Origin of the sequence: Acinetobacter sp. SAAs474 (assembly GCF_032823475.1) — a bacterium.
Lineage (GTDB): Bacteria > Pseudomonadota > Gammaproteobacteria > Pseudomonadales > Moraxellaceae > Acinetobacter.
Map to the genome: position 1 here is coordinate 3182475 of NZ_CP127915.1, position 12320 is coordinate 3194794.

12 protein-coding genes and 1 pseudogene are annotated in these 12320 nt (G+C 38.1%); 1 reads left to right on the forward strand and 12 read right to left on the reverse strand.

Translation table 11 applies throughout. The annotated features are described in order from the left end of the window. Positions 1–16: 16 nt before the first annotated feature. The 3 genes from QSG86_RS15925 to QSG86_RS15935 form a co-directional block, all read right to left on the reverse strand. Positions 17–355, reverse strand: coding sequence for a carboxymuconolactone decarboxylase family protein (locus tag QSG86_RS15925; RefSeq protein ID WP_317032387.1), 339 nt, complete (start codon positions 353–355; stop codon positions 17–19). Between the two features lie 49 nt (positions 356–404). After that, on the reverse strand, positions 405–803 hold the full coding sequence (locus QSG86_RS15930) for a rhodanese-like domain-containing protein (protein WP_317032388.1): 399 nt from the start codon (positions 801–803) through the stop codon (positions 405–407). Between the two features lie 114 nt (positions 804–917). Continuing rightward, positions 918–1700 (reverse strand): sulfite exporter TauE/SafE family protein, encoded by a 783-nt coding sequence (locus QSG86_RS15935; RefSeq protein ID WP_317032389.1) that lies wholly within the window; start codon positions 1698–1700, stop codon positions 918–920. A gap of 239 nt (positions 1701–1939) precedes the next feature. On the opposite strand from QSG86_RS15935, the gene QSG86_RS15940 reads away from it, so the two are divergent. Next, positions 1940–3220, forward strand: a complete 1281-nt coding sequence (locus tag QSG86_RS15940) for a sigma-54 dependent transcriptional regulator (RefSeq protein WP_317032390.1) — start codon at positions 1940–1942, stop codon at positions 3218–3220. Positions 3221–3342: 122 nt separating this feature from the next. Here QSG86_RS15940 and QSG86_RS15945 read toward each other — a convergent pair whose 3' ends face one another. The 9 genes and pseudogenes from QSG86_RS15945 to hutI all read right to left on the reverse strand — a co-directional run bounded on the left by QSG86_RS15945 (position 3343) and on the right by hutI (position 12319). After that, the gene (locus QSG86_RS15945) at positions 3343–3936 is read right to left on the reverse strand and encodes a PqiC family protein (protein WP_317032391.1); all 594 of its coding nucleotides are present in this window, start codon (positions 3934–3936) and stop codon (positions 3343–3345) included. 148 nt (positions 3937–4084) lie between these two features. Beyond that, entirely contained in the window at positions 4085–5773 is a 1689-nt protein-coding gene (locus QSG86_RS15950) for an intermembrane transport protein PqiB (protein WP_317032392.1), read from the reverse strand. A 118-nt stretch (positions 5774–5891) separates the two neighbouring features. Continuing rightward, a pseudogene (locus QSG86_RS15955) lies at positions 5892–6546 on the reverse strand (paraquat-inducible protein A); the annotation flags it as partial. A 47-nt stretch (positions 6547–6593) separates the two neighbouring features. Continuing rightward, positions 6594–7202, reverse strand: coding sequence for a paraquat-inducible protein A (locus QSG86_RS15960; RefSeq protein WP_317032618.1), 609 nt, complete (start codon positions 7200–7202; stop codon positions 6594–6596). A gap of 418 nt (positions 7203–7620) precedes the next feature. Then, the gene (locus QSG86_RS15965; protein ID WP_317032393.1) at positions 7621–7836 is read right to left on the reverse strand and encodes a hypothetical protein; all 216 of its coding nucleotides are present in this window, start codon (positions 7834–7836) and stop codon (positions 7621–7623) included. Between the two features lie 303 nt (positions 7837–8139). Next, the gene (locus QSG86_RS15970) at positions 8140–8529 is read right to left on the reverse strand and encodes a hypothetical protein (protein ID WP_317032394.1); all 390 of its coding nucleotides are present in this window, start codon (positions 8527–8529) and stop codon (positions 8140–8142) included. 306 nt (positions 8530–8835) lie between these two features. After that, entirely contained in the window at positions 8836–10107 is a 1272-nt protein-coding gene (locus tag QSG86_RS15975) for a Glu/Leu/Phe/Val dehydrogenase (RefSeq protein ID WP_317032395.1), read from the reverse strand. A 47-nt stretch (positions 10108–10154) separates the two neighbouring features. Then, entirely contained in the window at positions 10155–11081 is a 927-nt protein-coding gene (hutG, locus tag QSG86_RS15980; RefSeq protein WP_317032396.1) for a formimidoylglutamase, read from the reverse strand. Positions 11082–11089: 8 nt separating this feature from the next. Further along, complete coding sequence (gene hutI / locus QSG86_RS15985; protein WP_317032397.1) at positions 11090–12319, reverse strand: imidazolonepropionase; 1230 nt, start codon at positions 12317–12319, stop codon at positions 11090–11092. Position 12320 lies beyond the last annotated feature (1 nt).

A 12320-nucleotide genomic window follows, 5' to 3' on the forward strand; every position in this document is an offset into this window, starting at 1 on the left:
TCCAATCCCGAAGAAATTACTGAGTAGAAAATTCTTTAAATGCTTCTAAGGCATTGGCTGCATACATCAATGAAGGACCTCCGCCCATATATACAGCAACACCTAAAATCTCTTCCAATTCTGCTAGGCTGACCCCCATTTTAACTAAGGTTCTAACATGAAAACCAATACAACCATCACAACGATTGGCAACACCAATGGCTAAAGCAATTAATTCTTTAGTTTTAGCACTCACGACCCCATCATGCATTGCGGCTTGAGATAATTGATTAAAACTCTTCATTAAATCAGGCTTATCCTGAGTTAAAGTTCTTAATTGACCCGAAATATTTTGTGTCAGCTGTTGATATTTCATTTTGTTTCATCCTCAATCATGGTATTTATCGTTAATGTTGCCATTTAAATCAATGGGTCTGAATTGGATAGCCGTGTTGTTGCCATGCCTCATATCCTCCCTGTATCGACTTAACCTGAGTAAAGCCCATACGTTGTAAAGTTTCTGCTGCCAACGCAGAACGCCCACTCGTACCACAAATTAGATAAATGGGTTGGTCTTTAAGAAACGTTAATGCCGCTATAGGTTCTACATATGCAGCAGCAATCGGATGTTGGCAGATTTTCATTTCTAACACGCCACGCGGAAAATTAACGGCACCAGCAATGGCACCTGCTTGAAATTCGTCAGGTTCACGAACATCAATTAAAATAGGTTGCGTTTCTTTAATCACAGCAAAAAATTCATCAACACCGATTTCATTAATTTGACTTTTTGCCTGTTGTATCAGTTGTTCTGCTGTTTTCATCTATATACTCATCTTTTTTAACTGTTATTTCATCTGTTATAAATCACAACATATAACGTGAAAAGTTTTTTAAAGTTGTTTGTTGTAAGCTGTAATGTCACTGCTCTGCATCCTTTAACTCATAATGACTGAAGCAATTAAATAAAATGCGACAGCAATCACCGTGGTGGCAAAAATTTTTTGTACCCAGAGCATATTAATTTTATTGATCAAAATACGACCAAACAACATACCACCAATGCAAGCCATCACAAAACTGACTGTAATCGATTGTGGATAATCAAACCCATCCAGCAGATGCATCACAATACTGATCATGCCAATCAGAAAAATGATCATTAATGAGGTTGCCACAATACTTTTCATGTCTAGATTAGTAACCTTACGTAATGCAGGCACAATGACAAAGCCACCACCAACACCCAATAAACCTGTTAATAACCCTGCAATTAAACCAATAATGGCCAACAAAACTGTTGTGTTAATATTCCAAATCAAACGTCCTGTCTGATGATTGACTTGACAGAGTGCATGACCTTTTATTTGATCTTGCTTAAAAAATATTCGATATGCGACCCATAACATAATTAAACTGAATGTCACTGTTAGCCAAGTCGGCGATATAATATTGGCCCATTGCACACCATAATGAGCAGCTGGAATACTCATCAAGGCAATCCAAAGTGCTGCACGATAACGAACGATCTTTTTCAATAAACCTTCAACACTGCCAATCAATGCAGATAAAGTAATGGCAAGTAAACCCACAGGAGCGGCTTGTGTAACATTCCATCCTTGGCTGGCAATTAATGCAGGCACAGCTAAAATGCCTCCGCCAGCACCAGTGAGACCCAATAAAGTACCAATCAGTAATCCTTCAAGTATTAACATCCACATGATGGACTTCCTCTTTTAATGAATAGCTCTGGATATCAGGTCAATACATCTCTACCAGACCATATAACGACTCTTCTTTTGCAAACTTAGTGCCAAAAAAAAATTTAAAATAAGATCGTTAATAAAAACAATATATTAAATAATATTATTTATTTTAATAGAATAATTACACTTTTTTATTGCAACCATTTATGTTTCAATAATGTTTCAATAGTATATAAATGAAACATTATTGAAACATGATCAAAACGCCAATAGATTTTGCCACGCAAAGTGATTTAGATCATTTTTTACGCTGTTTACAACATCTCAATCCAGATAGCCTGATTTGGCTTAAAGATCAAGATCGCCATGAATGGATCTATCAATATACATCGCCAAGATTTGAACCTGTATGTTTGGCTGCTATCAGCCAGCAATTAAATATGAGCACAGCATTACAGGGAGAAATTGTTGTTCCCGATTGTGCACAGCGATGGTCTTACTCTTCTTTGACAATCAAAATAATTGAGCAATCATTAACAGGTAGAATCTTTTTCGTTATGCATCCATCTCCATTACATGCGCAAAATGCCACAGCACAGTTAGATTTGGCACAGATGTTCCATAGCCATTCTGCAAAAATGCAGCATATGTTTTCCATTATTCAACGTGTTGCTAAAACTGAATTTCCTGTTTTGGTTCGAGGTGAATCTGGTAGCGGTAAAGAATTAGTTGCACAGGCAATTCATCGTTTAAGTCAACGCCATGATCGAGTCTTTATTGCAATTAACTGTGCAGCACTCAACACGCATATTCTAGAAAGTGAACTTTTTGGTCATGTCAAAGGGGCTTTTACAGGTGCTATCCGTGACCATAAAGGTGTATTTGAGCGTGCTGAAGGAGGAACATTATTTCTGGATGAAATTGCAGAAATTCCACTTGAATTACAGGCAAAATTATTACGTGTTTTAGAAACAGCCGAATTTACTCCACTTGGTGGTGAAAAATCAATCAAAGCAAATGTTCGGATTATTAGTGCCACACATCGTGCTTTAAGAGAAGAAGTACGCTTAGGTAAATTTCGTCAGGATTTACTCTATCGTTTACGCGTCATTCCGATTTTTGTACCACCATTACGTGAGCGCAAAGAAGATATCCCATTACTCACACAATTTATTTTACAACAACAGACTGAACTTAACCCGACGATTTCTATACAAGCGCTACAGGTCTTACAACACTACGATTGGCCTGGTAATGTCCGCGAATTAAAAAATACTCTATTGTATGCGTTGGCAATGTCAGATCAACGTCAGCAAATTGAACAATATGATCTACCTGATGAAATTATAGAATCTCCTCTGGAGAATATGATAGAGAGCGAAGTTCAGCAGATTCATCCTTACGATCAGAAAATAAATGCTGTACAGCTACAGCAATTATTAGAAAAATATAACTATCAAACTGCACCTATTTTAAGAATTCTCGGTATCAGTCGGACCACACTATGGCGTTATCGCAAAAAATATAATATATAGCTTCAGTCATCAATATAGATTACGATAATAAGCCATAAAACGGGTTTATTTTTGCTATGGTAAAGTGCAATTCATCATGAGCAGTATCCTAAATTCATCTATTTTTTATTTGATCATCACGATTAAAAACAGATGACCCCTTCAATCGCAGGTTGCTGCTTTGTATCGACGGCAAGAGTAGATATTGCGATCGCATCAATGACACGATTTAATGAATTTTGATAGCTTTTCACAATGTCTACAAAATCTTTGCCTGAATCCACTGAGTTTTTAAAATTCATACGACAACTTAATTGATGAGGATATTGTCCTTGTGAAAGTTTATTTGGACTCGCATCATGACGCTTAATAACCCAAGCAGCCATCACTTCGATATCCGTCGCTGCTTTGTCAGCATGCTCGACAATATCAAAACGAGAAAACTCTGTTGCAATGGTATACCATGTTTTACCACCTGTTAAACCGTTTTGATATACGTCTATGGCACCCAGTTTTTGCTGCAAACCCGCAGATAAACCGCTATGTAATTCGTCACTTAAACTAGAGGTCCAGCGTTGCTGATCGAGCATATACGATACACCATTAGATTTCTGTAATACCATTAATGACGTATCTAAACGCTGAGGTAATCCTACAGGAAGGACTTCAATCAATTTCACTGGTGAACTGGCCAAAGGGGTAAGTTTTGGCGTTAAAGTATAAAATTGAGGTGACACGGACCGATAACATCCCGCCAGACTCAGTAGTATGACGCTCAAAGCGAATATCCATGCTATGCGATGATATATTACGACAGATGAGTTCGCTCGATTTTTATACGCATCGATCTTTTTTTGACTGAACCCGATCCATTTTAATTTTAGTTTATTGAGCATGTTTCGTCTCCGGCTTTTTACCACGAATCAGCGATTCTGGATGCTGTTCAATATAGTCGGCCATTAATTGTATTGATGCAGCAGCACGTGTCATTTGTTGTACAGCACGACGGATATCTTGCTGCATTGGTGCATCACTCGATAAAATAGATTCCGATGATCGCATGGTTTGACGTAGCTGATCTAAAGTGGCTTGCATCTCTGGTGCCAATTGACCATCTAGTCGTTTAACCAATTGATCTGTAGAATGAATAGCGCTATTCATACTATTTAAAGTCTGGCGAACATCACCACCAATTTCATTCAATGGAAACTTACTCAGTTTATCTGCAATCATTGAAACTTGAGCTTGTAAATCACTCAGTTCTGTTGGCATGGTTGGAACTTCAACCACATGATTTGACAATACTTTTAATTTTGCTGGTTTGGCACGCGGAAATTGACCAAAAGCAATATAGTTTTGGCCTGTTAACAAGTTACCTGTACGCATTTGTGCACGCCAGCCACGCTTGATAAATTGTTTAAAAATATCACCATTTGGATTAATTTCAGAGCCATCAGCCAAGCGTAATGGGTAAATGACAGCATCAACACGCATACGCATTTGCGTATGATGATCACTAAACTCTGCATTGATTGACGTCACTTTACCAATATCAATACCCATAAAGTCAATCGGTGCACCCGCACTTAAACCACGTAATGACTGCTCAAAATACATCACAATTGGATATCCCTTACCATCTGGATTTTTCAATGCATCTGTCTGTGAAGCTTTCAACTCAAAAGTATTGCCATTTAATGCTGCTTTTGCGACTGGCGCATGCTCTGGATAACCAAATGCGATACCACCTGAAACAATACTGGTCAACGATTGTGTTTTTAAATTAAATCCTGACGCATTTAAGCTTATATCAATGCCACTGGCTTGCCAAAAACGTGCATTAGTTGTCACAAACTTATCATAAGGTGCGCGAATAAAAATACGTAATTCGACCTTGGTTCCATCATTGGACAGTTTATATGCCGTAATTTGCCCTACATTAATACGACGATAATAAATCGGTGAACCAATATCCAATGAACCTAAATCACTGGCCTGTAGAAAAAAAGTTTTACCAGGTACATCAGATGCCACTACAGGTGGAAATTCCAAGCCAAGAAAATCTGTTTCTTTCTGATGTGCTTTTCCGCCTTCAACCTCAATATAAGGACCTGAAAGTAAAGTATCGATACCAGAAACCCCATTTGTACCAATACGTGGGCGTACTACCCAAAACTTCGAGTCAGTCGATGCAAAATTACTGGCATCTTTCGTCAACTCAATTTGTACAATCACATGAGATAAATCATCTGACAACATAATCTTTCGAACCAAGCCTATATTGACCTGCCTAAATTGCACCGTGGTTTTACCTGCCACCAATCCTTCTGCAGATCGAAAAGAAACATTAATCGTTGGTCCCACATTCATAAATGCTTTAACTGCCAGTGAAATTGCGATTAATAAAGTGACGATTGGAATAATCCAAATGAGAGAAGGCTTCCACTTCGCTTTCTTTTTATTTGGCGTTGGCAAGGCATGTTGATGAATTGATTTTATTTCATGATCATTTACTTGTATGCCAACAGGCTTATTTTGATCTGAAGGTTTATCATTGGTAGTATTTTCAGACATAGGCATCGTTCTTATTGGCTGGTGTTGATGGAGTTATTGATCCGTGAAGTCTCTTTTTCACTCACAGTAACATATTCAAAGCGAAGAGATTGCTGCTGTGCATCATCAAGTGTAATAAAATAATTATCCCATATCACTCTAGGATCAAAACTCAATGATGCAAACAAAGTTAAAACCACCACAGCAGCAAACGCGATTGCTCCTGGGCCTGCGAGAATGGTCGCCAAAGACTGAATTTGAATTAAGGCCGTTAATAATGCCACCACAAAAACATCAATCATCGACCATCGACCAACAACTTCAACAATCCGATATAATTTAGCACAGGCTTTAGGTGAAAATTTAATACGTTGTTTTGATTGTAGATGTACCACAAGCAATAAAAAATATAAAATAATTAACTTCAGCATCGGAATAAAAATACTGGCACAAAAAATTATGGTTGCAACCAAATAATCGCCACTTTGCCAGAAATAGATTACTCCTGTAAAAATAGTATCTTTCTGACTGCCAAATAAAGAATCGACAATCGTCATGGGTAAAACATTGGCTGGAATATATAGGATCGTGGCTGCAATTACCAAGGCCAATGTACGAGATAAACTATTTGGTTTACGCATATATAATTTGTTATGACAACGTACACACCGCAATTTATCTGTGACGTTTTTTGCCGATATAGAGGCATCATTTAATAAACCGCAACATGGGCAAATTAATAATCCTAAATCATGTGCACGTATCGATTTAGCTTGCACAACTGCTTGTGCCATATTCTGTTGTTGCTGACTAAGCTGTTGTCGTGAATAAACCGATCGCTTCATGGTAAGCACCTGTCTACTTCATCCCAAATATCTTGCAGTTTCACTGAAGCAATACGAATCATTAAGAGGCTTAATACTGCGAATGCCCATAACGCGATACCTGGTGTAACCACCACCATTCCGACCAATTTGACCAGCGTCACCAATACCCCAATTAAAAAAACTTCAATCATGCCCCAAATACGAAATAAAAAGATCAGATGTAATGCTGGAACTAAAAACTTGGGGCGTACTTTAAGAATGGTCACGCTAGTCAGCACATAAAGAAGCAGTAATATATTGACTAAAGGTACAATAAATGTGGTCATTAAAATTAAACAGCCCACAAAAATATGATCAATATCAAACATCGCAACGACAGCACCCATTAAAGTCGTTTCGGAATGATTGCCATCGAGTTCAATCGAAATAATTGGGTAGCTATTGGCCACCACAAACACAATTAAAGCGGTAACAACTAAGGCCAAAAGTGTGGTTAATGATTTTGGGGGTTGATATAGTTCAGCACCACAGCAGATGCAAAATGCTTTTTCACCAGCCGCCAATGGCTCTTTTTTATATAGGGTGTCACATTCCTTACATCCCACCAGTTCAGCTAGCGCAATAATTTCTGGTTGCTCAGCTAACTGGGGGTGAGAATGATTTGAAACATGGCGCATCGCACATGATCCTTGTATTGATCATTTATCCACCTATTAAATTGATTGATCTCTATATTTGCTTGATGATGATTAAAATCACACCACAATATATTGATCACAATCAATTCAGATGCTTCTCATTAAAAAACTGAAGAAGGTTAATCTTATAGATAAACAATATTTTTAATTAAATCATCTTATTGATTATTCATTATGACATTTAATATTTTTAGTTGGCCATGTTGCTGGGCCAACCCTCTAATGATCCGAATAGTTGATCTCGTTTAAGCCACAAACTTTGCCTATTGCCTGTCTATAATGTCATAAAAAATATATCCATCACAAGATATTTTGCCGGCTTTTATCGCGTGCTACTGAATCATTATTTGCGGTTACTTTCTATACTCGATGCTGCACCTGCACCCACTGCACCACCAATTGTAGCACCTGTTGTCCCTCCCACTTTACTTCCAATTGCGGCACCTGCGGCACCACCCGCAGCAGTTGTCGCTTGTTTTTTAGGTACAGATAGACCTGAACAACCGACCATCAATGTTGTTACAACTGCTATCGCGAGAATAGATAAAGGTGATTTCATAATGTACTCTTAATTTATATTAATATCAGTTAAAATAATATTCTAAATATCCAGTGAATTATTATTGTTATACAAAAATACATCAAATGACAATATCAAAAGAATGAGGGAAATCAAATAATAAGTACGCTATATATCCGCATTATAGATCAGTCGCAGCATACAACTTAATCCATAATGGCATCGTTCCCAACATTGACATGAATCTTTATCAAAAATCAATGATAGCTATTGATTGGATCAGGTTAAACTTCACTGGCTTATCACTATCCAGTGAAGTATTCATCATGAATTTAAGGTGAATTAATTTTCTGTTTTTTCCTTTAAATCTTGTGCAGATTTTTCAATGGTTGTCGCTGCTTTATTGGTTGCATTACGTGTTGCATCTTCAGCTTTTTGTGCCGTATCTGCTGTCACTGATTTAACCTGCTCAGTTGCTGTATTAATTTTATCAACCACTTGATTGGTTGAATTTTCTAACTTTGCAGAAGCATCATCAACAGTTTTATTTAATTTTTCGATATTATTAGAAGTTGCATCTTGAACATCATGACCGGCTTGATGTGCAGCATTCTGTAAATGTTGTCCAGTGCTTGCACCTGTTTCAGGATTTTGTGCTTCTTTGTTGTCTTGACTACAACCTACAAACAAAATCGTGGCCATCATTGTACCGGCAATCAACAGTTTATTCATGATTTACTCCTGTATTCAATCATCAAAATATTTATGTAAAGATAAAAAACTATAAAATATTAAGCCAATATCTCAACATAAATTCAATGCTTTATTTTTAATTAAACTGTATTAAAAGTTATAATTTATGTGATTTTTTTAGGATAACGTGAATTAAATAGATGATTTCAATAATCAGCTAATATTCAAATACAGTTCTCATAAAAAGAATATTCCAATATATTAAAAAACTTAATGGAGTGTAAGATAGTTTTATCTACACTCCATCTCAATAACACCAGAAAATACTGATTGCTTTAAAAGTGATTAACCGGGGAAAATTCCGCGTTCTTTACGTGCCTTTAAGATCCGCTCACAGCCTAAAATAAATGCCGCAGTCCTTAAAGTACATGCTTTATCATGTGCCGTATTCCATACATCATCGATGGCTTGAATCATCAATTTATCGAGGCGCTGATTAATTTCGTCTTCTGACCAAAAATAACTCGACATATCTTGAACCCACTCAAAATAAGATACCGTCACACCACCTGCATTACAAATCACATCTGGAACTACAGTAATATCACGTTGTACAAGAATGTCATCTGCTTCTGGATAAGTGGGTCCATTGGCTCCTTCCAATACCAGTTTGGCTGACAGTTTTTTGGCGCGTTCAACTGTAATTTGTCCTTCTAATGCTGCTGGAATAAGAATATCCATTTCCACCAACCAAAAATCTTCATCACTGATCGCTTGAGCACCACTAAATCCACAAACACCTTGATTGAGTTCTAAATACACGCTTAATGCATCCAGATCAATTCCTTCAGGATGATAAATTGTTCCTGTATGATCCTGAATTGTCACAATTTTTGAGTTTGATTGAGCAAATAAATAAGCAGCTTCACTGCCAACATTTCCAAAACCTTGTACTGCAACGCGAGCACCTTCAAGCGGCAATTTAATTTTTTTAGCGACTTGTTGACCTGTGATAAAGACACCTCGACCTGTTGCTTTTATTCGGCCCAAAGATCCCCCTAGATGCACTGGCTTCCCCGTCACTACCCCTGTTACCGTATAGCCTTGACCTGATGAATATGTGTCCATGATCCATCCCATCACATTGGGATTTGTTCCTACATCTGGTGCTGGTATATCTTTTTGTGGTCCAATAATATGGCTAATTTCACTGGTGTAACGACGTGTTAAACGCTCTAATTCACGTGGTGATAATTTACGAGGATCGACACGTACTCCCCCTTTTGCACCACCAAAAGGTAAATTAACGACTGCTGTTTTAATGGTCATCCATGCTGAAAGTGCCATTACTTCATCTAAATCAACATCTGGATGAAAACGGATTCCACCCTTACCTGGCCCACGAGATAAATTATGCTGTACCCGATAACCTTCAAAATGTTGGATACTGCCATCATCCATCACAATTGGTACATCCACAATCAATGCTCGCTTTGGACGTTTTAATGTATCAATATAATCCTTGAGATGCTCTAAATAAGGTGCAACCCGATCAATTTGCTCTAAATACGTTGACCATGGCCCTTGATGTTGAGAAATATATGATAATTTTGACATTTTATATCCTTATAGAAAAAAATCATGGATCAGCTTAGGCCGAGCCATTAAGTAAAAATGTAATTAAAAATAATATAAGCGGCTAACTTGGCTGTGCGATGATCCAGATCAAAACGTGGATTACACTCCACCACATCAAACAGCTTAATTTTTCCAGTCTGATGAATCGCATGGAATAATGTATCAAACATATCCAGACCTATGCCTTTAACCGCAGGTGCACTGACGCCAGGTGCAATACTGGCATGAAATACATCCAAATCGACTGAGACATATAACAGGTCAACTTTTGCTATAAAATGATTCATCTTGGCAATCAAATGATCGATTGGTAGATATTGCAATTGTTGATCATCGATATATTGGCATTTTAAATGTGCTGCGGTATCAAATAATGCTTTGGTATTAGAATGTTTGGCCACACCAATACATAGGTAATGAAATTCCTGCTGGTACTGTGCAGAGCGTTTTGCTGCATCTCGAAATGGTGTTCCAGAACTTACCTGCTCTGCCTCACGTAAATCAAAATGTGCATCAAAATTAATAATACCTATTTTTTTATCTGGTTCGTTCTTTAACACATAATCTAATAACCCAGAAAAACTACCCAGTGCTGTTTCGTGCCCGCCACCGATGACAATTGGTTTCATTTTCTGCATCAGGCTTTGCTCAACCTGTGCTGCAAGTTGTGCCTGTGCTTGTTCTAATTGTTCAGCATGACATTCAACCGTACCTAGATCCACAATTGAAGTGGCCTGATGGACTGGCAAGTTTGCCAACTGCCGTCGAATAGCATCGGGTGCCTCTGCTGCACCTATACGTCCTTTATTTCTCCGTACGCCTTCATCCGAAGCAAAGCCAATCAATGCAAATGCATCATGCTGGATTAGGCTGCGATTCACAACATGATAAATACGTTGATGTTGCTCACCTTCACCATCATCTCGACCAGTCCACTTAAATAAATGATTCATCTTTAATCTCACCCAATCCAGCCATGTTCACCGTCAGCAAAAACTTCAACGCCATGTTGAATGACACGTTTTGATAAATTTCCGCCCAACCAATAAACAATTTCTGAAGGATGTGCAACATTCCACGCCACAAAATCGGCCACCTTACCGATCTCTAGGCTGCCATGGGTATCTTGCAAACCCAATGCATATGCAGCATGTAGTGTTACACCTGCCAAGGCTTGTTCAGGTGTTAAACGAAATAATGTACTGCCCATATTTAACATTAGGCGTAGAGATAACACTGGCGATGTTCCAGGATTTAAATCACTGGATAAAGCAATACGCACCCCATATTGATGTAAAAGATCTAAGGGTGGTAATTGCGTTTCTCGTAAAAAATAAAATGCTCCAGGTAATAATACTGCCACGGTACCCGATGCAGCCATTGCTTTTACATCATCCTCAGTCATAAACTCTAAATGATCTGCAGACAAAGCCTGATAACGTGCGGCAAGACGAGCGCCTCCCAAAGCAGATAGTTGTTCTGCATGTAGCTTTACCGGTAAATTTAATGCATGTGCCGTTTGAAAAACACGTTCAACCTGTGCGGGCGAAAATGCTAAATATTCACAAAATGCATCAACAGCATCAATCAAACCCTCTTGATGTAACTTAGGCAGCATCTGCGTACAAATATAGTCGATATAGGCATCACTTTGATTTTCATATTCAGGCGCTAAAGCATGTGCAGCCAAACAGGTACTGCGTACCGTCATCGGTAAACTATCTGCAACTTGACGAATGACACGTAACATTTTACGTTCATGAAAATAATCTAAACCATAACCAGATTTAATCTCAATCGTCGTGACACCTTCCTGAAGCAAACCACGAATACGTTTTAATGCCGATACCAGTAATTCCCCTTCACTTGCCTGACGTGTTGCACGAACGGTACTGGCAATTCCACCACCAGCCGCGGCAATTTCAGCATAACTCATGCCTTGTAAACGCTGTTCAAACTCAATACTACGATGACCACCAAAGACACTATGGGTATGACAATCTATTAAACCTGGTGTTAACCACGCACCATTTAAATCGATTGTTTCAATATCATGATCTATTACTAAGTCACGCTCATGACCAATCCAATCAATTAAATGCCCAGAACTCACCAAAGCCGCATGTTCAATAATGTTATACTTTCCATCTTGCATGGTTGCAATCTGGCAATTTTTCCACAGCTTTTTCATT